Source organism: Mesorhizobium sp. CA7 (assembly GCF_020165015.1).
Taxonomy (GTDB): domain Bacteria; phylum Pseudomonadota; class Alphaproteobacteria; order Rhizobiales; family Rhizobiaceae; genus Mesorhizobium.
In genome coordinates this window covers 69,801-92,701 of record NZ_JAIUHH010000001.1, presented here as the reverse complement: position 1 = coordinate 92,701, position 22,901 = coordinate 69,801, and the positions used below count along the sequence as shown (strand labels likewise).

Here is a 22,901-nt window from a genome sequence, read left to right as displayed (position 1 = left end):
GCTCACTCCCCTGCCTTCAGGTTTGCTGGCGCATTGGCGGCGATCTTGTCCCGTATGGCGGCCGGCACCGGGATGTGCCTGGGCTGGCCTGCCAGCGCGCCGAGCACCTCGTCGCGCGTGCCGAACATCGAAAGGGATCCGTCGCGGATGAGGGCGATATGGTCGGCAGTGCGCAGAAGATTGGTCTGATGGCTGATGATGACCACCGTGCGGCCCCGCTCCTTGAGCTGCTGGAGCACGTTGAACAGCGCCACTTCGCCTTCGCCGTCGAGGCCGGTGTTCGGCTCGTCGAGGACGATCAGCGGCGGGTCACCGAATAGCGCCCGGGCCAGCGCGATGCGCTGGCGCTGGCCGCGCGATATCCGGGCCCCATGCGGTCCGACTTCGGTGCGATAGCCGCTCGGCAGCCGCAGGATCATTTCGTGGATGCCGGCGAGTTGAGCCGCGGCTATGACCGCTTCGCTGTCGACGTCGCGCAGGCGGGCGATGTTCTCGGCGATCGTTCCAGGGAACAGCTCGACCTGCTGCGGCAGATAGCCGATATGCTGGCCGAGTTCCTCCGCAGGCCAGTTCCAGACTTCCGCGCCATCCAGCCGGACGTGGCCGAGCGAGGGCCGCAGCGTGCCGACAATGAGACGGCAGAGCGTGGTCTTGCCCGAGCCGGATGGGCCAATGACGCCGCAGGTCTGGCCGGGTTCGACGCCGAAGCCTATCGCGTTCAGCAGCGCCTGCGACGTCCCTGGCGCACAATAATGCAGGTTTTCGAGCTTCAGCCGGCCTTGCGGGCGGGGCAGGCTGACGCCGGCTGTTTGCATCGACCTGGTCTCGGCGAAAAGCTTCATCAGGTTGCGGCGCGCGGTCCGCGCGCTGACCAGACTGCGCCAGGCGCCTATCGAGCGCTCTATCGGCGCCAGCGCGCGGCTGAGCAGGATGGAAGCCGCGATCATCGAGCCGGGTGTCAGCTCGCGACGCAGGACGAGATAGGCGCCGAGCCCCAGCACGGCCACCTGAAGGGCGAGACGCAGCGAACGCGACAGGCTGCCGATGATGGTGGTGCGCTGTAAAATCCGGGTCTGGATGTCGATCAGCGATTGCTGGTTTTGCTCCCACCGCCGCAGCGCCGGCCCGGACATGCCGAGCGAGCGCAATGTCTCGGCGCCGTCGACGAATTGACCGACGGCGGCCTGGCTGCGGCGAAGCCCCGCTGCCGCATCCTGGCCTTTGCGGCGGGTGAGGAAATCGTTGGCGAGCGCGGCGCAGAACAGGAGCACGGCGCCGGCAAGGCCGACTACACCCAATGCCGGATGCAGAAACCACATGAACGCCAGGAAGACCGGCGTCCATGGCGCGTCGAGGAAAGTCAGTATGCCATCGCCGGCAATGAAGCCGCGCAGATCGCCCACGTCCTTCAGGCCGGTTTCGAGGTTGCTGCCGGCCAGGCGCGCCTCCATGGCGCGTTCGATCACCGGAACGCTGAGTTGGTCGTCCAGCCACTGGCTGATATGGCCGAGCATCATCCGGCGGGCGTGTTCCAGCAGGCCATAGACGGCGATGGCGCCGATCACGGCAAGGGTAAGCCATAGCAGCGTGTCGATCGACCCGCTCGACAGCACCCTGTCGTAGATCTGCAGCATGTAGACGGTGCTGGCGAGCAGGAGGAGATTGGTAAGCAGGCTGAAGAGAAGGAGGGCGGGCACCTGATGGCGGGCCAGATGCATCACTTCCTGGAATTGCGGTCTTGGCTGCATCACGGATACCCTCCGCTTCGATGCCGTTTGTCAGTGCCCGGCCCTGGCGTTGAATTGGCGTCTGGGCCGGTGTCGTTACGGGGGCAGCATTGGCTGCCCCCGTAAGGTCAGGCGTCAGGCGATGTCGACCAGAATGTGCTGCACCGCTGTCGTGTCGCCATCCGCGTCCGCGATCTGGACGCCGAAGTCGAGGTGCGCGTCCGGTGTCGTGGTCTGCGTCGAGGTGAAGCCGAGGTCCACGATCTTCAAGACGTCGTTGTCGGTCGGGTCCCAGTTCACCAATGTGGTTTGAGAGCTGCCGCCACCCGAGCCAGTGGCTCGGTTCAGGTCGATCGCCGTGCCGTCGCCGGTGATTCCGTTGCCGGACTGCATGATCTGGGCACCCTGGATCACCCAATTCTCGCCGACACCATTGTAGTCGTTCCTCTCGATGATGATGAGGCCGTCGTTATTATCGAGTGGGAAGTCCGCTGCGTATGCGGTGGGCACCTGCCCCATTTTGTAGATGTCGGCGTTCTCGATGTAGATCGCCTTCGTGGTATGCACGCTACTGTCCGTGCTGCTGACGAGCTGAAGGATGACCATCAGGTCCTCACTGGTGCCGATCCCGTCGAACTTGATGGCCATGTCGGCCGCCGTCTGGCTGGGGGTGACGATCTCGGTGCCGATGCCGGGGCTGGTGTCGAAGAACCGCAGCGTCAGCAACTCGCCTTTCTGGATGGTGTCGCCCGCGACCCCGTTCGTGCTCTGGGTGGCAGACACCCAGTCCTCGTGGTTGCTGGTGACCAGATCGCCAGGGTTCCACGCGGTGTCGGTGGGTGTCGCGTTGTCGCTGTCGCCGGTGGAGTTAAGACCGAACTTGATGGTATTGGTGACCGAGTTCGCCGTGAACTGCACGAAGAAGTCCCGGTCGGTCGTTTCGGGAGTGCTGTCCGCCTCGAAGAGCTTCTCCACCACAATGTTCGGGTGGCCGACATTGCTCGTGGGTTCCTTGGATAGAAGCTCACTGGTGTGCAGGATGTCTTTGGTGAAGCCCTCCACCGCGTCGTTCAAGGTGATGGTGTAGGTGTCAGCAGTCTTGTTGAAGACTAGGGTGCCGCCCGCCGTGGCCGTTTGGTCGCCGGCCGTATTCGGGTCGCTGTCGTACGATATTTGCCAGTTGAAAGTTGCCTGGGTGGCGTCTTCCGACTGGAGCGTCGCGGACGAGCTAATGAACGGCGTCTGCGTGTTGGGGACAAGACCTGTGAGGTTGCCACCAAGGCTGAGCTGGATGCCGCTAGCCACGACGTCCTGGTCGACAAAGTCCGAGTGCGTGGTGTCGTAGAACGCGGCTGGGTGGGCATCCGCGCCAACATCGTAGCCGAAGGCCCCGGTGGCCGACGCGTTGAGCGTGTTGGCCAGCGTCTCGTGCTGGATACCTGGGGTAACGGGGTCCCCGTCGAACGGCACCGTGATCGTCGGCCCGTCGTCCTTGAAGACGAGGTTCTGGCCGATGTTGAGTGTGGCCGCCTGTTGATCGCCATCCTTGTCGATGATAGTCGCGGTGAGTTGAATCAGGTTATCCGCGTCCAGCGTCTTGCTCTCGTCCGGGTCGCTGGTCGGATGGACCACTGCCCGGAGCTGATCCAGGGTGACGCTACCGGTACCGCTAACGGAGACTGTGAACACAAGGTCGTTGCTTGTGGCGGTGCGACCTTCGATGATGGCACCATTGAGCGAGAGGACGACCGCCTGGCCGGTTAAGGTGTCGGTAAGTCCGGTCGAGCCCGCTGTAAAGGTGAGCGCATAGGTCACCGTGCCGGCTCCGTCTGCCCCGAAGGCCGAGCTGAAGTTCGCTGCAAAGCTCTTGGTGTCGTTGGTCGTAAGAACCGTGTCATCGACAGTCAGCGTCGGCTCGGTGCCGGTCGTCGAGATGCTCGGCCCGTCGTCCTTGAAGTTGAGGTTCTGGCCGATGTCGAGGGTGGCCGGTGCGTGGTCACCATCCTTGTCGGTGACGGTCGCGGTGAGTTGGATCAAATTGTCGGCTGCCAGAGTCTTGCTCTCGTCCGGGTCGCTGGTGGGATGGACCACCGCGCGGATCTGATCGAGGGTGACGTTGCCCGAGGCGTCGACAGAGACCGTGAACACGAGGTCGTTGCTCGTGGCTGTGCGACCTTGGATGGCGCCGCCACTCAGCGAGAGGACGACAGGCTGCCCAGTCGCGGTGTCGACAAGTCCGGTCGAACCTGCCGTAAAGCTAAGCGCGTAGGTCACCGTGCCCGCCCCGTCTGCCCCGTAGAGCGGGCTGAAGTTGGCGGCAAAGCTCTTCGTGTCGTTGGTGCCAAGAATCGTCTCGTCAACGGTCAGCGTCGGCTCGGTGCCGGTCGTCGAAATGCTTGGTCCATCGTCGTTGAAGTTGATGAAAGAGCCGACTTGTTCGTTGTAGGCGTTGGCCACGTTCCCAGCAAAGTGCACTTCCTTGACGTCGAAATAGTCCTTCTCCGTGTCGATATTCTTGATGGTGAATCGGTCGAACGTTCCGCCCGAGCCGCCCGCGGTCGTGAAATCGACGGTCACGCCCTCGCGGACGTTGTGCAGGACCATTCCGGTGCCGCTGAGATCAACTGTTATGCCCAGGGCGGCGGCCGTCGTCGCGACGCCGTTCAGCTTGAACGTCACTCCGGTGATATTGATCTCGGTATCGTTGTCGTCACCCGGCAACACGGAGCCTTTCGCGTTGTCGTTATTGTTGTAGGCGTGGACCTCAATATCGGCCACGGTGTTGGTGGGTGTGGACTGCGAGATCGAGAAACCTGCGCCGGAGACGTTCTCGATGTGGTCGGTGTAGTTGGGCGCGAGCGGCGTGTCGGTAAAGTTCTTGCCAGCGCTCTGGGTGCCGCCATTTATCAGATCGATCTGAAGCTCACGGCCGAAGCGTACATCCTGGGATGAGACGCCCAGGCCTTGCGTGCTGACGTTGACTTCAGCCTGCACCCCATTGTCGTGAGCGGTGACAAGGATCTTCTGTGAGCTCGCGACGTCGGCGTCGAGGATGTACCAATTGTTGTGTCCGGGAGGGGCGTCGCCGAGCTGGCTGAAATTGAGCACGGTCGTTCCCGTGACCGATGCGAACACCTTGTTGAGCAGATCGATTTGGTCGTTCGGGTTGGTTGCATCCGGATGGAACAACGGCACATACTGAACCAGGTACAGGTCTGCATTGGTGGCGCTGGTGCTGGCCAGCCCAAACGAGAAGGCGAGTGGGCCGGTCGGGGCGGGCATGGTGGCCGCGTTTGAGGTCCCAATGACGCCGATCACAACGTTTGGGTGAGTTTGATCTTGGAACAGCCAGACATAATTGCCATCGACCGTCCGGATGCCGCTGTTGACGCCGACGGTGGTCGAAAACGGAGTTCCGGAGGCATTCTGCGTGAGAATAACCGAGGTGATGGTTTCGCCCGCATTTGCCGTGGCGATCACGAAGTCGCTCTGGAAGGCGACCTCGGGTGAGGCCAGCCCTCCCGGACCGTCGAGGCCCAAGAGATAGGTAAGCGTGTCGTTGGTGCTGTGCGGCGGAAGGGCCGGGTTGATGTCGTCATCCTGCGGGCCGGTGGTCTCGTCGATGATGATGTCTTGAGCTGTGATATCGAGTGCCATTGGAAATTCTCCCTGGTTTCAATGCGGCAGCGCGATTTCAGCCCCAACGCTGGCAACCGGCCGCACGGACGCGCATCCGCTGGCCAGGCCAGCGCTACGCGCCATCGTTAAAGAAAACTGGAGTGGTGAATTGACTCTCGGGAGGGGTAGAGGGGGTTCGGAGGAGCCGCCGCTGATCCTCCGCTCCTTGCCCCGTCAGACATTGCTGGGGGGATGCGTCCTGTGCGCATCGGCAATCCGCCCACGGCGGGCGCCGAAGATAAATGATGAGGGCATACTAACCGCCCCTCCCCAACAGGCATGACTGCCTGCACGCCTCCACTGCCCATATTATGAGCAGCTAATGTTTACTCTTATTTGTGGAAAATTAAAACTGGACTATTGATTTTTTAATAACTATGTGACTGGGGAAAATGGTCCCTCTCGAATGGGACTTATGTCCCTGTTCATCGAAGTATCTGAAAATAAAAGAGAATGCGGTATATTGCGCTGACAGATTTGATTATGACAGGGGCAAACAGCATTGAATAGGCTTATGCAGACGACGCTCGCCATAGCACCAATGATGGATCGGGCAGATAGCTAAGTAATATCAGATGGTTGCGGGCAGCCGTGTGCAAAAATCGCACACAAACGTTCTGCTTCTCTTCTTTTTTCGTTCCCACGACGGAGCCGCCGACAGTCCCATTCGGACGCTCTCTTGCCGCCGATGTTGGCCGTTCCATCGCGAATGTTCGCTGCGATATCCATGGGCCTTAAAGTCCGATGCGGCATCCAATTTCCCTGGGGTTCCTGGAACTTTCGGAATCTGGGTCGCACCTCAGCCCGAATTGCGGGTGCTTATGGACAAAGCGGGGTATTAGGTTCGGTTTTTGGTCGGTTTGTAAGGCACCGGCTTATGATATGGGCGGTGTTCGGATAGCGCGCTTCATCACACATTTCCAATATGAACGACAGCTTTGCGCCTCACTTTGGTCATTAAAGTTAGCTGTGCCCCTGCCTAAAAGCGGACGTCGCAGGCGACCGCGCTGGAAGTCATCATAGCGCCACTAGCAGACGATCCGCTTGGCGCCAGAAACGGCCCCTACTTCAACAGGTCGAGAGGCCGCGCCCCGCCTGCAAATTGTTCATGTGAGATGAAGGTTCTGCACTTCGTAGGTCCAGACCCGAAACCCTTTGAGAACATGCGGGCCGAAGGAGTTGATGAGCGGAATGTCGGCCGCATCGCGGCCGCGGGCGACGACGATCCTGCCAATCCTGGGCGTGTTGTTTCGGGGATCAAAAGTATGCCAAGCACCGTCCAGGAAGACCTCGATCCAGGCGCTGAAGTCCATGGGGTCGACGACCGGGACCCCGATGTCGCCGAGATGTCCGTTGACGTAGCGTGCAGGAATATTGAGGCAGCGGCACAAAGTCAGCGCGAGATGGGCGAAGTCGCGGCAGACGCCTATGCGTTCCTGGTACGCCTCGAAGGCCGTTCGCGTCGATCTGGCCTGCATGTAGTCGAATTGAATATGACCGTGGACGAAGTCGCAGATTGCTTGCACGCGGCCCCAACCTGGGGCAGTGGCGCCAAACATGTCCCACGCCGCCTGGCTGAGACGATCGGTTTCGCAGTAGCGGCTGCCCATTAGGTAGACAAGGCAGCCGTCCGGCAAATCCCACACCGCTACTTCGCGGGCAGCTGGCAGCAGCCTGTCTATCTTGCCGTCATCCTCGATCGTTGCATCGCCCCATATCGTCAGGTCGCCCGCGGGCGCGACAAGCCGGCGGCATCGGTTGCCAAAGAGATCATGGTAGGTCGATGTCGGAACATCGGGCGTGGTGAAGACCGTTTCGGGGATCCTGATGTCGGCCGCGCGGTCGTCGTGGACCGATAGCAGGCATACCAATGCGGTCGGTTGCTGGCAGGTCAGCGTGATCTCATAGCCGTAGCGGATCAGCATGTGGATCTTTCCTGCCGGAAATCAGCGGGGGTCAGAGTGCAGGATTCGCGACGGTTGCGGGAGTAGGCTTGGCAAGCAACATCATGGATGGACATCAGCAAGGCCTCGAATGCTGAAAGGTATCTTGTTTCAGCAGGCCCGGTCTCGGCCAAGGCGATATCCGATTTCGCGAGCGCCTGACATCGACCAAGAAGCAAGCCGTCATGATCGGTGAGGCCGACGGCGTTGCGCGCTGAAAACGTGGAAGTCGGTCCAGGAGCGACCAACTTCCACTCGACGGCCATTTGATGGTCCATAGAAATTGCGCCCGGACGCGCCGCCCTCATTTTCCCAGACCGCAAGCGCGGCGACGTTGCGGGTCCGACAGCTTTCGTCGTTATGGCCACTCATGATGTTAGCCGATCCTCATTACTCGCCTTCCCCGGCGAGAACGCCCGAATAGAGCGTTGCGCCATTCGCATCGGCGATCGTCATGGCGTCCGGCCGCTGCGGCATGTTCAGGGTCCCAGCCAAAAGCCTGGCGATTTCGATCGCATCGTCGAGGTCGGCGGCTTCCGCGGCCTCGCGGCCGAGCACGGCATGCGCATCGTCCGCTTCTCGGGTGCGATAGAATTCGATCATGATCTTCATCATCATCCATCTCGCTGTGTCAGTTCTCGCCTTAGCCGCGAGGGGTACTGATGTCAGGAAGTCTGGTGTGGGCGCCGAACACGCTTTTAGGCTTGGGCAGGGCCTTTTCCTGCTTCGGCTTCCTGATTTCCCGGCTCGAGCGTTTCGGTCCCTTTGCCATGTGCGAACGTCCTTTCGATGAGCGTTATGGTGTCACCCGGCGATGTGGCGACCGGTTCGAGACTGTCTTGCGTCGCCACCCGTTCATGAGGTTCGCCGTCGTTGCGGATGCGGTACTGCGCCGAATCTTCCCTCGGCGGGAGTCTGGCTGTGATCCGGTAGATTTCCGAAGTCTTTGGAAACGTGCCGAAGCCGCCCTTCAGCCGGACAGCCTGTCCGAGGGCAAATAGATGCGTTGCGGCTTCGCGGCGGACCGGGTGTGGGTTGCGTTGCATCATCGTGGTTCTCATCATTGTCTCTGGTCCTGCTCCAGTGCGGCTTTGAGCGATGCCGGTTCGATCGGCACCATCTGCCGCGTAGCACCGCTTGCGGAGATCGCCGGCAGGTGAATGAAGGTGGCGACGCGGCGCCACGCGATCAGGGAAGCTCCTTCGAGGGCTTCCTCGTCGTGATCGACGCGGTAATCCCCGGGTGGTTGCGGTGCATCAAAGCCGGGCAGCGAAAACGCCGACTTGAAGCGAACGATAGTTGGTGTGGTGCGGCTGGTCATTTGTTGCGGCTTTCAGCGGAAACCCGCGCCTGCGCGTTTCCCTATCATTCCCACTCGAACCACCGGAATGATGCCCGACGCTGCCAGTACATTCGTGGTCAGCGTCGATGTCATTCCAGGGGTTCGAACGGAACGAAATGTGCGCCGGACCGGCGCTGCACTCGTTTTCGAGAATTCGGTGGTGAATGGCGGGGCTCTGACACAAAGCCAACTCGACCAAATCAACGAGTTTTACCTATGCGCCTCATTTGAGTTCTAAACAAGGTCGAGACGCTTTTTATTTGTCCCTTGAAATAACAGACGCACGCCCGCAGAATTCAAGCCGGCAGAAAATTTCCCACAAGTACGGATGAATTTCTGCGCGGCTCGAATTATTTCATTCGAATTCTTGGCCATCGGCGAGAAATAATTCTGGCACTCCTATCTATCGAGTGCCAACCCGCCTATACAGAGGCAGGGGCCGCCCAATGCCGGCCACAGAAAGAAGTTCCCATGAAATTCCGGCCACTCCACGACCGCGTCGTCGTTCGCCGCGCCGAAGGCGATACCAAATCCAAGGGCGGCATCATCATTCCCGACAATGCCAGGGAGAAACCGCAGGAAGGCGAAGTGATCGCCGTCGGCCCGGGAGCACGCGACGAAAGCGGCGCCTTGATCGTGCCCGATGTGAAAGCCGCCGACTTCATCCTGTTCGGCAAATGGTCCGGCACCGAGGTCAAGATCGATGGCGAGGACCTTCTGATCATGAAGGAAGCCGACATCATGGGCATCATCGACAAGAGCGAGACCGGCATCGTCGACAAGACAATGGCCGTCAAGAACGCCGCCTGACCGGGCAGTCTTCACGGCAAGCCGCGCACTCCAATTTTCGAACGGGATCAACGATCATGTCTGCCAAGGAAATCAAATTCTCCACCGACGCGCGCGACCGCATGCTGCGCGGCGTCGAGCTCCTGAACAACGCCGTCAAGGTGACGCTCGGCCCCAAGGGCCGCAACGTCATCATCGACAAGGCTTATGGCGCGCCGCGCATCACCAAGGACGGTGTGACGGTGGCCAAGGAAATCGAGCTTACCGACAAGTTCGAAAACATGGGCGCCCAGATGGTGCGCGAAGTGGCCTCGAAGACCAACGACCTTGCCGGGGACGGCACGACCACCGCCACGGTGCTGGCCGCCTCGATCCTGCGCGAAGGCGCCAAGCTGGTCGCTGCCGGCATGAACCCGATGGACCTCAAGCGCGGCATCGACCAGGCGGTCACCGCCGTGGTTGAGGAAATCAAGGCGCGGGCCAAGAAGGTCAAGTCGTCGGCCGAGATCGCGCAGGTCGGCACCATTGCCGCCAATGGCGATGCCAGCGTCGGTGAGATGATCGCCAAGGCCATGGACAAGGTCGGCAATGACGGCGTCATCACTGTCGAGGAAGCCAAGACCGCCGAGACCGAGCTCGACGTCGTGGAGGGCATGCAGTTCGACCGCGGCTATCTCAGCCCGTATTTCGTCACCAATGCCGACAAGATGCGCGTCGAACTGGAAGAGCCCTATGTGCTTATCCACGAAAAGAAGCTCGGCAACCTGCAGGCGATGCTGCCGATCCTCGAAGCAGTGGTGCAGGGCGGTAGGCCGCTGCTGATCATCTCCGAGGACGTCGAAGGCGAGGCGCTGGCCACGCTGGTCGTCAACAAGCTGCGCGGCGGCCTCAAGGTCGCGGCCGTCAAGGCGCCGGGCTTCGGCGATCGCCGCAAGGCGATGCTGGAAGACATCGCCGTGCTCACCGCCGGCCAGATGATCTCGGAGGATCTCGGCATCAAGCTCGAAAACGTCACCATCGACATGCTCGGTCGCGCCAAGCGCGTGCTGATCGACAAGGACACCACCACGATCATCGACGGCGCCGGCGCCAAGGCCACCATCCAGGCGCGCGTCGCCCAGATCAGGGGTCAGATCGAGGAAACCACGTCCGACTACGACAAGGAAAAGCTGCAGGAGCGGCTGGCCAAGCTCTCCGGTGGCGTTGCGGTGATCCGCGTCGGCGGTGCTACGGAGTCGGAAGTCAAGGAAAAGAAGGACCGGATCGACGATGCGCTGAACGCCACGCGCGCGGCTGTCGAGGAAGGCATCGTGCCCGGCGGTGGTGTGGCGCTGCTGCGCGCCAGGTCGGCGCTCAAGGGCCTGACCAGCGCCAATATCGATGTCACCGCAGGCATCTCGATCGTGCTCCGGGCGCTCGAAGCGCCGATGCGCCAGATCGCTGAGAATTCCGGCGTCGAAGGGTCGATCATCGTCGGCAAGCTTGCCGACAGCAAGGACCACAATCAGGGCTTTGACGCCCAGAACGAGGTATATGTCGACATGATCAAGGCAGGCATCGTCGATCCGGCAAAGGTGGTGCGCACGGCACTGCAGGATGCCGGCTCGATCGCAGCGCTTTTGATCACCGCCGAAGCCATGATCACCGACATTCCGGCCAAGGATGCCGCACCTTCACCTAGCGGCGGCGGCATGGGCGGAATGGGATACTGAGACCTTGGCGCCAGGAGACGGCCGTGCGTGAACCGACGCTACCCCCAGCGTTCGGCAGGCTTGGGGTCAAGTCGCCGGTCGCCATCGTGGCGGCTTCGGCCACATCCAGCAATATGACGAACCTGGCGGCCCGTATGCGAGAAGGTCTCTCGTCGCGCAGGGGCCTGGCTTTGAACCTCGGCGTGGCGCTGTGGACAGTACTTGTCCTGGCGGCGGTATTTTTCATTCTGCAAACCTGAACCGATCGGCGGCGGGCGAAAACGAAAGGACGCGGAATTTGGTAAACCGCCACGGGCTTCGTATGGACCATCCGGACAGCTGGACCGTTTTCGACGTCTTCACCGGCCAGGCCGCCGAGTCCGATCACAAGATCATGGTCGGCATCAATGCCGGCCAAGCGTACGAGATGGTAGCCGGCTGAGCGATCAAGACGCCAAGCGGCGGGAAGAGGCCGGCCGCTGACTTGTACCGATGTACCAACGAATAAATCCGCCGGAATGTCGGGGGCCTACAGTGCCATTGTCGCTGGCCAGAACATGGGCACCGGCGCTTGAGAGCGTCCATCATACTCCCGCCCCTCGATGGGAGCCGGATTATGGACAACGATCATTCCGCCGATGTGATTTCGACTTTTGACTGCAATATCGTGCGCGACGCCTTCAGAACATCGGTCATCGAAAATCACATCCCTGAGAATCAATGGCAGGGAAACGCCGCGCTTCTGATCCGCGATTAGGCCGGCAACTCCGATTTTGATTCGGCACTGCTGGCCTGGATCGTACGAAAGTAACCTTGTCGCCGTGCATAACTTGCCGGAGCGGGCAGCTGCTCCGCGCTCGCTTTCATTTTTTGCCTGAAAGGATAACGAGATACTTGAAACCCCGGATGCTCCGGTCGTAACGATCGAGCCAATCGTCGAGGCCGCAAAAGTCCTATCGAAGCGGCTGACGACCAGAAGCGACGAAGCCGCAAGACGAAAGATCGCCGACACCGACGGCACGATGCGGTGGGCGCGTCACCTTGCTGAAAGCAACCGCCTGCTTTAATGCGCCTACGTCGGCTTTGGATCAGGTCGAGACTTCAAGGCGCTCACGGTAAACGTCCGCTATCGCGCATCCGAAGACCTGAAGCTCCCTTTCGGCATCCGGCCCCGAATGAGAAAAAATCGACTTTCCCTTCAATCGCACCGGGATCATGTCGCACCGTCATCTGGGTGGCGTGGTCGTTCCGGTGGCTGCCACGAACGGCAGATAAGCGCCTAAGCGGACGTTTTGCGGGGCGGACCGGAAGGACGGCACAGCGATGCTCGTCGGTATCGCGCAGTTCGGCTGCGCCAGGACCTGAGGATACTAGCGACCGTAGGCGAACTTCGGGGTGTAGCTCGCGAGCTATACGTGGCCGATGAGTTCGACATCGCTGTGCATCTTTGCGCCTGCGGTTGCGGTACGAAGTTACGACGCCGCTCGGCCCTCCTGAATGGCGAGTGACCTATGCGAACGGTGGGCCTACAGTCGTTCCCTCAATCGGGAACTGGCAGTTGCCGCGCCGCTCGCACTCCGTCATCACAGGCGGAAAAGTCCTGTGGGCAGGCCAGTGGAGTGAATAGAACATCAACGCGGGCCGCATCGCGGAACAGCACCGAGGCGAGACCTACTATGCCGCTCGCCCGCACAATCGCAAATGGTGGGTCCGATTTGGCAAGTGGCTGCGCGGCCTGTTTAGTGGTGGCAGGAACTAAGGTCGGTTACCGAACGGCAGCTATCTGCAGGGTCCGCTCCAGGACCGGACAGTCAGCAGTCGGCCCCAGAGCGGCGACCCGCACCGTTTCTCCTTCGGCCGATCAAGGCCGAGGAGAACTCAAATGGGCCATTCTCAGTTCGATGATGCTAGCCGGGAGCGCGCAGCTTGTAACGCTGGAAAGAAGGTGGGAACCAAGCGTCCGCTCACGCAGAAACAGATCTGGGCCGTCCGCTTCTTCCTCGATCGCGAGCGCCGTATTCGTGACCGTGCGCTGTTCGATCTTGCGATCGACAGCAAGCTTCGCGGCTGCGACCTGGTTAAGATCTGGCAACGAGATTCGGCGGCAACGCGCCTGATGTCGGGCAGAGATCTTCGCCTCGCCTTTTCCCGGAAGCAGACATTGCCGGAGACCATACGGGTAGGTCGAAGTCGCTTCAGAACCAGAAACAAACGACAATAGCTTAGATACGGCTGGGCTTGCGGTGCAAGTCAGCCCATTCGCCGGGAGCTCATCGCCGACTAAAGGACGGTCAAGCGGCTTTCATGGCGTTGCAGATTTCTTCGACCAGCATGGCGGCCGAAATCGAGCCCGGGTCCGGGTGGCCCAAAGAACGCTCGCCGAGACGTGCGGCGCGGCCGACGGTTGCGACCATGTTGCGTGTCGCTTCTGCTCCCTGTCGGGCAGCCGTGACTATGGCATCAGCATTCTGACCATCGAGTGCGGCATCGGCGGCCGGTCCCCAGGCATCGAGCATCGTCTTCTGGCCGGGTTCCGCCTTGCCACGCTGGACGATGCCGTCGCGCATCGCCGCAATGATGGTCCGCAGTTCGCCATTCGGCATTGATCCGCGCGGACCTGCGGCCTTGCCGGCGCGCAGAAGGGCGGTCGCATAGAGTGGCCCTGAGGACGCGCCGACTGCGTTGAGAAAGCCTTTGGCGGCGGCATTGAAGACGTCCTGCAGCGTGCCCTCGGTAGCCTGGGCCGCATCGGCCGCGGCTTTCATGCCTTGTTCCATGGCAATACCGTGGTCGGCGTCCCCAATGACCCCGTCAAGGGCGCAGAGCCTGTCGCGCTCAGTTGCCATCCGCGCAGAGATGGTGCCGAAAAGAATTTTCAAATCCGCGGTCGTAAACTCCATCTCGCTCAACTCCGGAACATGGCGCAGTCGCAGGGATGGTCGATCATGCGCTGCAATTCGTCATCGAGATGCATGATGGTAATCGACGCGCCGGCCATGTCGAGCGACGTGCAATAGGAGCCGACAAGCGTCTTGTGGACCGCCAGTCCGGCAGACTTCAAGCGCTCCGCGATCCGCGCGTTCAGGATGTAGAGTTCCATCAGCGGTGTTGCGCCGAGCGAGTTGACCAGAACAGCGACACGAGAGCCGGCCGGCGCCTCCATTTCCGCCAGGATCGCGTCCATGATTTCGTCGGCGACATCATTGGCCGAACGCAATGGCCCGCGCCGCACCCCCGGTTCGCCATGGATACCCATGCCGATTTCCATTTCGCCAAGGGGAAGATCAAAGCTCGGCTTCCGCGTCTGCGGCAGGGAACAGGACGAGAGCGCCACGCCCATGGTGAAAGTGCGGTCGTTGGCGTGCCTGGCGATCCGCTCCACCTCGTCCAGCGGCATCATCATGTCGGCGGCAGCACCAGCGGCCTTGAAGATGAACACGTTGCCGGCCACGCCGCGGCGCTTTTGCCTTTGGTCGCGCGGCGCCGACGCGATGTCGTCGGTGGTCAGCACCGTGCGTGCCTCAATGCCTTCCATCTCCAGCAGCTCGGCGGCCATGTCGAAGTTCATCACGTCGCCGGCATAGTTGCCATACATGAACAGGACGCCTGCACCGCCGCTCGCGGCCGTCGCCGCGTCCACCGCCGGCTGCGGAGGGGGCGAGGCGAAGACGTTGCCGATCGCTGCGGCATCCACCAGTCCCTTGCCGACATAGCCCAGGAAGGTCGGCTCATGGCCTGAGCCGCCGCCGATCACCAGCGCGACTTTGCCGGGCCGCGGGCCATTCTTGGCAACGACCGCGCGCGGGGCGTTGTCAGGGCGCCAGAGATGCTCGGGATGGGCGGCCATGATACCGACCAGCATTTCGTCCACGGCGGCATTGCCGTCGTTGATCAGCTTCTGCGTCAGGCTCATTCGTGTCTCCCTGTATCGTCTCCGATCGTGAGACTAGAGTGTTTCGCGACGGCGGGGAAACGGTCTTCTTCTGGTCCAAGCAAGGTCGCGAAGCATGAAGCCGCGAAGTCTCAGCGGGCGTTGTACTTTGCGTCGACCTGGTCGATAGCGGCAACATTGCTTGCCGACCGCCCCTGCGGATCGAACGTCTCCTTCAGGAAGGCATCGGCGATCGACTTCGCCAGTTCCGTGCCGATGACGCGCGCGCCCATGGTGATGATCTGGGCATTGTTCGACAGCGCGGCGCGTTCGGCCGAATACGTATCGTGGGTCAGCGCCGCGCGGATGCCTGGCACCTTGTTGGCCGAGATGCAGACGCCGATGCCGGTGCCGCAGATCAGGATAGCCCGGTCATATTTGCCGGCCAGCACATCGCTCGCGACCCGGTCTGACAGGTTGGCGTAGAATAGATCGGGACCGGCCCCGGTGCGCGACACCTCCGACACCTCGTGCCTGTCCTTCAGGTAATCCGCGAGAACCTTGGCCAAGCCTTCGCCGGCGCTGTCGCCTGCAACCGCGAGCTTCATGATCGTCTCCTTCATAATGTTGCGGCGCATCTGGACAGGATGTCGAAATAACCCTCGACAGCCCAGGCGGAGCGCCCGATGAACAGCCCGTCGACATGCGGGCATGCGATTAGTTCGGCGCAATTGCCGGGATTGACCGAACCGCCATAGAGGCAAGGGACACGGCGCCCGAGCACGTCTTGGGCAGTAGCGACGATCTCCGCTTGGCGGGCGTCGGCATAATCCGAGGTTGCTGGAATGCCGTTTGCACCGATCGCCCAGACCGGCTCGTAGGCGAGCAGGATCGGCGCGCTCTTCTGCATGGCGCCGAGCTTGGAGAGTGCGCCGCGCACCTGCCTGTCGAGAACCTCGCTGGAAAGGCCGGCCTCGCGTTCGGCCAATGTCTCGCCAATGCAGATCAGCGGAATGAGGTCGTGGCGCACCGCGGCTTCCGTCTTGAGGGCCACGGTTTCGTCGGTTTCGCCGAAATGCTCGCGCCGCTCGGAATGGCCGAGCTCGACGATGTCCAGGTTGCAATCCCTGAGCATCACCGGCGAAATCTCGCCGGTCCAGGCGCCTTCGTCGGCCCAATGCATGTTCTGCGCGCCGACTTTCACGGACGTACCCTCAAGCATCGCCTTGACCTCGCGCGCGGCGGTGAAGGGCGGGATGACGAAGCGTTGGATGCGCGGATCGCCTTGCGGATCGGCAAGCAGCCCGCCGGCGAAGGCCTGCGCCTCGGCAAGCGTCTTGTTCATCTTCCAACTCGTGCCGATCCAGATTTGAGGCATCTGTGTCATTGGTCAGTCCTTTGGCGGCGATCCGAATGCGGGCGGGTGCGGCATGGCGCTGTCACGCGCCGGAACCGTCGCGGATGGCCAGGAAATAACGGTCGGTTCCGACCTGCCCGCCTTTCAGCGCGACCTCCAGCCCGTCGATTGCGGCGATGCTGGAGTGGGCGACGCAGAGCGGCGAGCCGGGCGACGCCGGCAGCGGCATCCTGACCGTCAGCGCATCGACTCCCATCTGCCCGAGTGCATGGCTGGAGGTATCGCCGCCGGCGATGATCACGCGCTTTAACTGATGCGCAATGGTGAGTTCGCGCAGCAATTCGCCAAGGCCGCGGCCGAGCTTGTGGCGCGCGCCTTCCTGGCGGTCGATCTCGGCGCCGCGATCGGCGGCAGGGCCGAGCGCGGTGTAGAGGATGACGCTTCGACCCGCTTCGAGGCTGGTCCTGCCGGCGGCGATCGCCTGCGCGATCGCCTTGCCGGAATGCTCCGAGACAAGCTCGACCGGGTCGACCTCGATGCCGTCGAAACCGTCGCTCATCGCATGCCGGATCTGCCGCTCCGTCGTCGGCGAGCAACTGCCCGACACCACAGCGATGCGCCCGGCGGCGCCCGGTGCGGGAAAATCTGTGCCGGCGCCCGAAACCGTGCTCGCCCATTCGGCAAGCAGCGCATATTCGATGCCGGAGGAGCCGACGACGAAATATCCGCCCGGCTTGCGGGCACGCCAGATCTCCTTGCCGGCCAGCGCCTGGGTCTCGGGGCTGTCGACATCGATCAACACGATTGCGGCGCCTTCGGCGGCCAGCCTGTCGAACGTCTCCGCTCGCGCGGTCGAGCGCAGCGTCGCCAGATCGAGCAATCCGGAGGCAAGCCCGGTCTGTCGTGACAGGTGGACGAGCAGGTCGGATTCGTTCATTGGCGTCGCGGGGTGCCGGCTCATCACCGGGTGTCGGTCGATGCGATAATATCTGTTGCGATACGCGGCGAACAAATGGCCGAACGCGGTGTAGCGTTTGAGCTGCGGCGCACCGACCACCAGCGGCACGCTTTCTTGAGCGAAGACCGAGCGGCCGATCTCGATCGCCCTGCCGATGCTGCCGATCGTCGGGCTGGAATCGAAGGTCGAGCAGACCTTGTAGTGACAGAGTTCGGCTTGAAGCGCTTTCAGCCAGACGAAAGCATCCTTGAGATGCGTGTCCATCCATTGCGGGGATTCGCTTCGGCTGGTGCCGGCGAGCCCGACGGCGCGACAATGGGCGAAACGCTGAAGCAGGCCGGCATCCGGCTTGCGTATGAAAAGCACGGTCGGCACGCCGCCGAGTTCCAGCGCCTCCATCACGTCGGTCGAGCCAGTGAGGTCGTCGCCGTAGTAGCTGAGGAGCAGGTCCTGCATGCTCAGGCCGCCTTGCCGTCGGCGAATTTCTCGATCGAGCGCGCCAGTTCCACATGGGCTTTGGCAAATTCCGTCAGCGGAATGCCCTCGACCGCTGCATGCCAGGCCTGCAGCACGGCGCGCACGCCGGCGCCCGGTCCGTCCGGATGGCTGACGATACCGCCGCCGCAGAGGTAAAGCAGGTCGATCGTGCGCCCTGTGCGTCGATAGGTTTCCGGCGCCTGTCCACCCCATTGGCCGGAGCAGGCCACAGGCAGCGCGCAATCCTCAGGCGAAAACACCGGCGTCGTCACCGCCTCGAAAGAGCGGATGAAGGAGTCATCCGGCTCCCAGTATTTCGAGCCGATGCCATTGATCTGGAACTGATCGACGCCCAGCAGCCGCCAGAACTGCTGCCAAACCTTGAAATCCATGCCGAGGCCGGGGTGGCGGGTCAGGATGTCCCAGCCATTGCGATGCGCATGCAGCGCCAACCCGGAACGCTTCCTGAGGAAAGCCATGCCGCCGAAGCCGATGGAGTTGATGTTAACCACCGCGCAATTGCCGCCGGCCTCGAGCACCAGATCGTGGTTGCGCATCATCTGGTCCGGATCGGCATGCGAGATGCCAAAGGCATACATCACCTTCTTGCCGGTCTTCTGCTCGTGGTCGAGGATCAGCGGCATGATCGCCTTCACGCGTTCCGGCAGCGGCGAATAGGCCGGGCTCATCAGCTTCTCGTCGTCCTTGATGAAGTCGACGCCGGCCCCGATCAGCTCGCCCACGATTTCAGCCGTCTCATGCGGCCTCAAACCAAGCGCCGGTTTGACGATGGTGCCGATGATCGGGCGGCCTTCGACGCCGGTCAGCCTGCGACTGCCGGAGATACCGAATTGCGGGCCGGGATGGGCGCCCTTGAATTCTTCCGGCAGCTTCATGTCGATGACCCGGACACCGGACAGGCCCCTGATCGAATAGGTGCCGCCGATCGCAATCGTCATCAGTGCCGCGAGATCGGTGCCGATCGCGTCCAAGGGGAAGGCGATGTCGACATCGGCACGCTTGAAGGGACCGCTGCCGGCCTCGGGAATGGAAGGTTGCGCCGTATCCGGCAGATGACGGATCGCCAGCACGCGCGCCGCCACGCGCGCCTTCAACTCCTCGGTTTCACCCGGCAGCGCGACGAAGGTGCCGGTCGACTGGTCGCTAGCGATCTTAGCCGCCAGTCCCTCGATGCTCCCCGAGGTCTCGATGCGATAGGTGAGGGTGATCATGGCCGGCAATACCCATTCGAAATGCCTGGAAAAGAATTCCCTGAGTCCAAAATCTGGTATAATGAGTACATAAGCATTGCAAGCAATATCCTGGCTGGCGCGGCGCCAAAGGACGATGGACATTCCGCAAATTGCGGTCACGGTGCTAGATTGGAAGCAGGGCCAAGGGAGTGATTCGCGGCGATGAACCGTTCGGAACCGATCGTCCGACGCAAGCTTTCCGATGAAGTCTTTGCCAGGCTGAAGCGGCTGATCACTAGCGGTGAATTGCAGCCGGGCGATGACATGCCGTCCGAGCGCGAACTGATGGAGCGCTTCGAGGTCGGCCGGCCGGCGATTCGTGAAGCGATGCAGGCACTGAGCAATATGGGCCTGGTCGCCATCTCGCATGGCGAGCGTGCCAAGGTACTGCAGCTCACCGCCAAATCGATCATCAAGCAGGTCGACGGCGCGGCCAAGATCATTCTGTCGTCATCGAAAGACACGCTGGAGCATCTAAAGAGTGCGCGCATCTTCTTCGAGCGCGGCATGGTCAAGGAAGCGGCGGAGAAGGCCACGCCCGAGGACGTTCAGCGGCTCAGGGCAACCGTCGCCGAGCAACGTGGCGCGCGCGGCGATGCCGAGGCCTTCATCTCCGCCGACATGAAGTTTCACACCCAGATCGCGGCGATCTCGGGCAATCCGATCTATGTCGCGGTCAGCGAGGCGATGCTCGGCTGGCTGAAGGAATACCACACGGAAATGCTGATCTGGACCGGCAAGGAAAAGTTCACGCTGACCGAGCACGAGGAGATCATCGGCCGCATCGAGAAGAAGGATGCCGACGGCGCCGAGAAGGCGATGATCAAGCATCTCGAGCGCTCGCGCGCCCTGTATGTGATGAACTCCGAGAAGTAGCTTCAGCCGATCCTGGCTACGGCATAGGCGGCCATTGCCAGGGGCCCCGAAACCGCGCCTGGAGCAAGCCTGCGCGCTCCCGCTCCATCCCAGATCGTAACCGGACCCGCCGCTCCGCCCGCGAGCGCCGAGGCGTCGACGGTCACATCATCCGATGTGACGTTCGCCAGCCAGACCGTGATGGCGCCGGCTGGTGAGCGGCCCGCCAGAACGGCCACGCGATCGTCGCTCACGCGCATGGCAATTTGCGAATGACCAGCCAGTGCGACCAGGCCCTGCAACACGTGGAAGACCGGTCGCGGCTTTCCCTCCTCGGCGGGCTCGCCGGTTGTCGCCAGCACACCGAATGGCCCGGTGAAGCCGGAGAGCGTCAGCATCTCCAACCTGGCCGGCGCGACGCGCGCGGCGTAGCCGATCGTCCACGCGGCGGCGAACAAGCCGGCATGACGCGGATCGCGATTGGCCATTGCGATGCGCTGGCCGTTTGGATTGTCCTTGGTGGCGCCGCCATAAGGATTCTGCCGCATGGCGATCGTCGACGGGCCGATGCGATAAGGCTTCGCCCCATAGATCGACCTTGTCGACTGAGTGATGAAAGGCAGCGCCTCCAGCGACTGCATGACACTGAGATCGTCCGCCGCGTGCACGATCGGACAGGTGCAATGGGTGATGAAATCGAGCTGGCCGGCGGGAACGCGCTTGCGGTTGAGCTCGGTGAAATAGCTGAACATGCCGCCGCCGAGACGGATGTCCGGGAAGGCGCGCCGCGCGGCGCCATAGACGTCCTCCAGCGGCGGACAGGCCGGCCACGCGCTGCCCGGCGGTGTCGACTGCCGGTCGACAGACGGCGAGACCGCGACGGCATCGAGCCGTAGGCCGGCCCGGCGCACCATGTCGGCGACACCGGAGAGCTCGGCGTCGAGATCGCCGGCGCAGGCGACCACGCATTCGAGCGTTGTGGAGGCCGGGTATGCTGCGGCGAGCCTGGCATAAGCCTGCAAGGCGTCCCGGCCGTGGCCGCGTGTCGAATCGTAATGGAGGAGGAGCTGCTGTGGGCCAAGCTTCTTGAGCAGCGGAAGGTTGCCCAATGCCGCTTCGACATCTTCCGGATAAATGACCAGGCCGACATCGGGCAGCTTCGCGCCGGTCTCGCCTGGTTCGATGCGGACCGGCTCGGCGCCGATCGCCTTGGCAGTCTCCTTGGAGCCACCGGTGATGCGCAGGCCGATCGTCTGTCGCATCGGCTGGCCGGCCGGCAGCATATAGGGCCATGGCAGAGCGAGCGGCCGCACATAGGTCTTGTAGGAGGCATCCGACCAGTTACGCTGGTCTTCCATCTCGAAAATGTCGCCTTCCATCAGGCATTCGGCGCTAACGCCCGGCCGCACCTGATGAGTGATGGCGCGCATGTCTTTGAAAGGCTGCCAGGGGTCGATCAGCAGCGGCAGCTTGGTATTTACGATGGTGCCGTCCGTGTGCTCGACCTTCACCGGGCTGCCGGCGAGGCCGGCGATCGGATGCAGGATGCAGAAACCGCAACGGTTGGTCTCGAAATCGCTCTGGGGCAGGGCGGTAACATCGAAGCTGAGCCGGCCATCCGCATGGCCGTCGATCGCGGCTTGGAAGCCGAGCCTGCTTCCGTCCGGCCCCTCGCAGCTTGCCGAGTAGCGCACCCAGAAATGGTCGTCCTTCTGTTCGATGGCCAGATCCGCCAGCGCAGGTTCATAAGTGCCCCAGTCACGGTCGCGCACGATATAGGCGATGGCGCGCAGCACCTCGGTGCCGGCGTGGCGAATGGTGCGCAGATTGCCGTTGACGAAATCGGCGCTAAGCGGTCCTGCGCTGAGCCTGACAGGCTCGGCTTCGACCGCGTGCGTCCCGTAGAGCAGGAACGGATCAGCGGTCATTTGAGCAGCTCGTTGATCCGTACCGGTTGCCGGCTGGCCGCACCGGCATAGGCGGCCTCGACCAGCGCGAATGTCTTGAGGTTATCGGCGCCGCAGGTGGCGGGTTCCTTGCCAGCGGCAAGGCAGTCCACCCAGTGCTTCTGGATCGCCGCGACGCTTTCCTGGATGTTGTGCCACGGCCGCGACGCCCAGGAAAGCAGCGGCGGCGAGACGTCGGTGACGCTGGTGCCGCTCCTGCCGGTGACCGTCAGGCGGTAGCCCTGCGCCAGGCGGATCGTGCCGTCCGTCCCGTCAAGCTCGATCAGTGTCTCCGGGAACGGCTCGGTGGCAAGCTTCGTCGCATAGCTGCAATCGACCACGGAGGTTGCGCCGCCCTCATGATCCATCAGCATCGTCGCCACGTCTTCGCCGGCGATGGCTGGATTGACGCGCGCAGTACGCGCCGTGAGGCTCAATACGTCGCCGAGCAGGAAGCGTGCGATGTCGAGGATGTGGATGCCGAGATCCTCGATGATGAAGCGCTTGCCCGTTGCTAGATAAGGCTGACCGGAAAACACATCATAGGCCGAGCGGAACGAGATGCGCCCGAAGAACGGCCTGCCGATCTCACCGCTGTCGACAACCGCGCGCGCCGCCTGGATCGGCGACTGCCAGCGGAAGTTCTCGTGCACCATCAGCGGCACGCCGGCATCCGCGCAGGCTTTCACCATGGCCTTGGCGTCGGCCAGCGACGGCGCAAACGGCTTCTGACAGATCACGGGCACGCGGTTGGCCGCAGCCATCTCAACCAGCGGCCGATGGCTGCCGACGGTGGTGGCGATGTCGACGAAGTCGAGCGTCTCGCCGGCAAACATCACGGCCGCATCGCCATAGCGCCGCTCGATGCCGAACTGGTCGCCGACGATCCGTAGTCGCTCGGGGTCGCGATCGCAGATGGCGACGATCGAGGTGCCGTCTATATCGCGCCAGCCATGCATCTGGTTGACGGCGAAGAAGCCGCAGCCGATCAGCGCTCCACGCAACTCAGCCATG

Annotated in this window: 22 protein-coding genes; 7 read left to right on the top strand and 15 right to left on the bottom strand. The window is 62.4% G+C overall.

Going from position 1 to position 22,901, the window contains the following annotated elements; genetic code table 11:
• Positions 1 to 2 precede the first annotated feature (2 nt).
• The 7 genes from LB552_RS00405 to LB552_RS00375 form a co-directional block, all read right to left on the bottom strand.
• Positions 3 to 1,748, bottom strand: a complete 1,746-nt coding sequence (locus LB552_RS00405) for a type I secretion system permease/ATPase (RefSeq protein WP_224602203.1) — start codon at positions 1,746 to 1,748, stop codon at positions 3 to 5.
• A gap of 114 nt (positions 1,749 to 1,862) precedes the next feature.
• Positions 1,863 to 5,384: a DUF5801 repeats-in-toxin domain-containing protein gene (locus tag LB552_RS00400; protein ID WP_224601178.1), complete on the bottom strand. Its 3,522-nt coding sequence runs from the start codon at positions 5,382 to 5,384 to the stop codon at positions 1,863 to 1,865.
• Between the two features lie 1,127 nt (positions 5,385 to 6,511).
• The gene (locus LB552_RS00395) at positions 6,512 to 7,330 is read right to left on the bottom strand and encodes a transglutaminase-like domain-containing protein (protein ID WP_224601177.1); all 819 of its coding nucleotides are present in this window, start codon (positions 7,328 to 7,330) and stop codon (positions 6,512 to 6,514) included.
• On the bottom strand, positions 7,324 to 7,614 hold the full coding sequence (locus LB552_RS00390) for a DUF1488 domain-containing protein (RefSeq protein ID WP_224601174.1): 291 nt from the start codon (positions 7,612 to 7,614) through the stop codon (positions 7,324 to 7,326). The genes LB552_RS00395 and LB552_RS00390 overlap by 7 nt, the downstream gene beginning before the upstream one ends.
• Positions 7,615 to 7,738: 124 nt before the next feature.
• Positions 7,739 to 7,963, bottom strand: a complete 225-nt coding sequence (locus LB552_RS00385) for a hypothetical protein (RefSeq protein WP_318012005.1) — start codon at positions 7,961 to 7,963, stop codon at positions 7,739 to 7,741.
• Between the two features lie 83 nt (positions 7,964 to 8,046).
• Positions 8,047 to 8,412 carry a hypothetical protein gene (locus LB552_RS00380; RefSeq protein ID WP_224601173.1) on the bottom strand — a complete coding sequence of 122 codons (366 nt, stop codon included), beginning with the start codon at positions 8,410 to 8,412 and terminating at the stop codon, positions 8,047 to 8,049.
• Positions 8,409 to 8,669 carry a hypothetical protein gene (locus LB552_RS00375; RefSeq protein ID WP_140721212.1) on the bottom strand — a complete coding sequence of 87 codons (261 nt, stop codon included), beginning with the start codon at positions 8,667 to 8,669 and terminating at the stop codon, positions 8,409 to 8,411. The genes LB552_RS00380 and LB552_RS00375 overlap by 4 nt, the downstream gene beginning before the upstream one ends.
• 492 nt (positions 8,670 to 9,161) lie before the next feature.
• Between LB552_RS00375 and LB552_RS00370 the strand changes: the two genes are divergently transcribed.
• The 6 genes from LB552_RS00370 (at position 9,162) to LB552_RS29805 (ending at position 13,391) form a co-directional block, all read left to right on the top strand.
• Complete coding sequence (locus LB552_RS00370) at positions 9,162 to 9,500, top strand: co-chaperone GroES (protein WP_224544547.1); 339 nt, start codon at positions 9,162 to 9,164, stop codon at positions 9,498 to 9,500.
• A gap of 56 nt (positions 9,501 to 9,556) precedes the next feature.
• Positions 9,557 to 11,191 (top strand): chaperonin GroEL, encoded by a 1,635-nt coding sequence (gene groL, locus LB552_RS00365; protein ID WP_224601171.1) that lies wholly within the window; start codon positions 9,557 to 9,559, stop codon positions 11,189 to 11,191.
• A 23-nt stretch (positions 11,192 to 11,214) separates the two neighbouring features.
• Positions 11,215 to 11,430: a hypothetical protein gene (locus LB552_RS00360; protein ID WP_224601169.1), complete on the top strand. Its 216-nt coding sequence runs from the start codon at positions 11,215 to 11,217 to the stop codon at positions 11,428 to 11,430.
• A 356-nt stretch (positions 11,431 to 11,786) separates the two neighbouring features.
• Positions 11,787 to 11,927: a hypothetical protein gene (locus LB552_RS00355; protein ID WP_224601168.1), complete on the top strand. Its 141-nt coding sequence runs from the start codon at positions 11,787 to 11,789 to the stop codon at positions 11,925 to 11,927.
• Positions 11,928 to 12,674: 747 nt separating this feature from the next.
• A complete protein-coding gene (locus tag LB552_RS29810; RefSeq protein ID WP_411962570.1) occupies positions 12,675 to 12,797 on the top strand; it encodes a DUF6527 family protein in 123 nt (40 codons plus the stop codon).
• A gap of 255 nt (positions 12,798 to 13,052) precedes the next feature.
• Complete coding sequence (locus tag LB552_RS29805) at positions 13,053 to 13,391, top strand: integrase (protein WP_411909040.1); 339 nt, start codon at positions 13,053 to 13,055, stop codon at positions 13,389 to 13,391.
• A 70-nt stretch (positions 13,392 to 13,461) separates the two neighbouring features.
• Here LB552_RS29805 and dhaL read toward each other — a convergent pair whose 3' ends face one another.
• The 6 genes from dhaL to oiaX form a co-directional block, all read right to left on the bottom strand.
• Positions 13,462 to 14,070: a dihydroxyacetone kinase subunit DhaL gene (gene dhaL / locus LB552_RS00340; RefSeq protein ID WP_224528983.1), complete on the bottom strand. Its 609-nt coding sequence runs from the start codon at positions 14,068 to 14,070 to the stop codon at positions 13,462 to 13,464.
• A gap of 5 nt (positions 14,071 to 14,075) precedes the next feature.
• A complete protein-coding gene (locus tag LB552_RS00335; protein WP_224544491.1) occupies positions 14,076 to 15,083 on the bottom strand; it encodes a dihydroxyacetone kinase subunit DhaK in 1,008 nt (335 codons plus the stop codon).
• Between the two features lie 110 nt (positions 15,084 to 15,193).
• Positions 15,194 to 15,649: an RpiB/LacA/LacB family sugar-phosphate isomerase gene (locus tag LB552_RS00330; RefSeq protein WP_224544492.1), complete on the bottom strand. Its 456-nt coding sequence runs from the start codon at positions 15,647 to 15,649 to the stop codon at positions 15,194 to 15,196.
• An 11-nt stretch (positions 15,650 to 15,660) separates the two neighbouring features.
• On the bottom strand, positions 15,661 to 16,419 hold the full coding sequence (locus LB552_RS00325) for a triose-phosphate isomerase (protein WP_224544585.1): 759 nt from the start codon (positions 16,417 to 16,419) through the stop codon (positions 15,661 to 15,663).
• 61 nt (positions 16,420 to 16,480) lie between these two features.
• Positions 16,481 to 17,812: a four-carbon acid sugar kinase family protein gene (locus LB552_RS00320; RefSeq protein WP_224528607.1), complete on the bottom strand. Its 1,332-nt coding sequence runs from the start codon at positions 17,810 to 17,812 to the stop codon at positions 16,481 to 16,483.
• A gap of 2 nt (positions 17,813 to 17,814) precedes the next feature.
• Positions 17,815 to 19,065 carry a 3-oxo-isoapionate-4-phosphate decarboxylase OiaX gene (gene oiaX / locus LB552_RS00315; protein ID WP_224528604.1) on the bottom strand — a complete coding sequence of 417 codons (1,251 nt, stop codon included), beginning with the start codon at positions 19,063 to 19,065 and terminating at the stop codon, positions 17,815 to 17,817.
• A gap of 183 nt (positions 19,066 to 19,248) precedes the next feature.
• Here oiaX and LB552_RS00310 point away from each other — a divergent pair, with 183 nt between their 5' ends.
• Positions 19,249 to 19,962, top strand: coding sequence for a transcriptional regulator NanR (locus tag LB552_RS00310; RefSeq protein WP_224528602.1), 714 nt, complete (start codon positions 19,249 to 19,251; stop codon positions 19,960 to 19,962).
• Positions 19,963 to 19,964: 2 nt separating this feature from the next.
• On the opposite strand, the gene LB552_RS00305 is transcribed toward LB552_RS00310, so the two are convergent.
• Together LB552_RS00305 and LB552_RS00300 are read right to left on the bottom strand one after the other, a co-directional pair.
• Positions 19,965 to 21,869, bottom strand: a complete 1,905-nt coding sequence (locus LB552_RS00305) for a hypothetical protein (RefSeq protein ID WP_224528601.1) — start codon at positions 21,867 to 21,869, stop codon at positions 19,965 to 19,967.
• Complete coding sequence (locus tag LB552_RS00300; protein ID WP_224528599.1) at positions 21,866 to 22,900, bottom strand: Gfo/Idh/MocA family protein; 1,035 nt, start codon at positions 22,898 to 22,900, stop codon at positions 21,866 to 21,868. The genes LB552_RS00305 and LB552_RS00300 overlap by 4 nt, the downstream gene beginning before the upstream one ends.
• Position 22,901 lies beyond the last annotated feature (1 nt).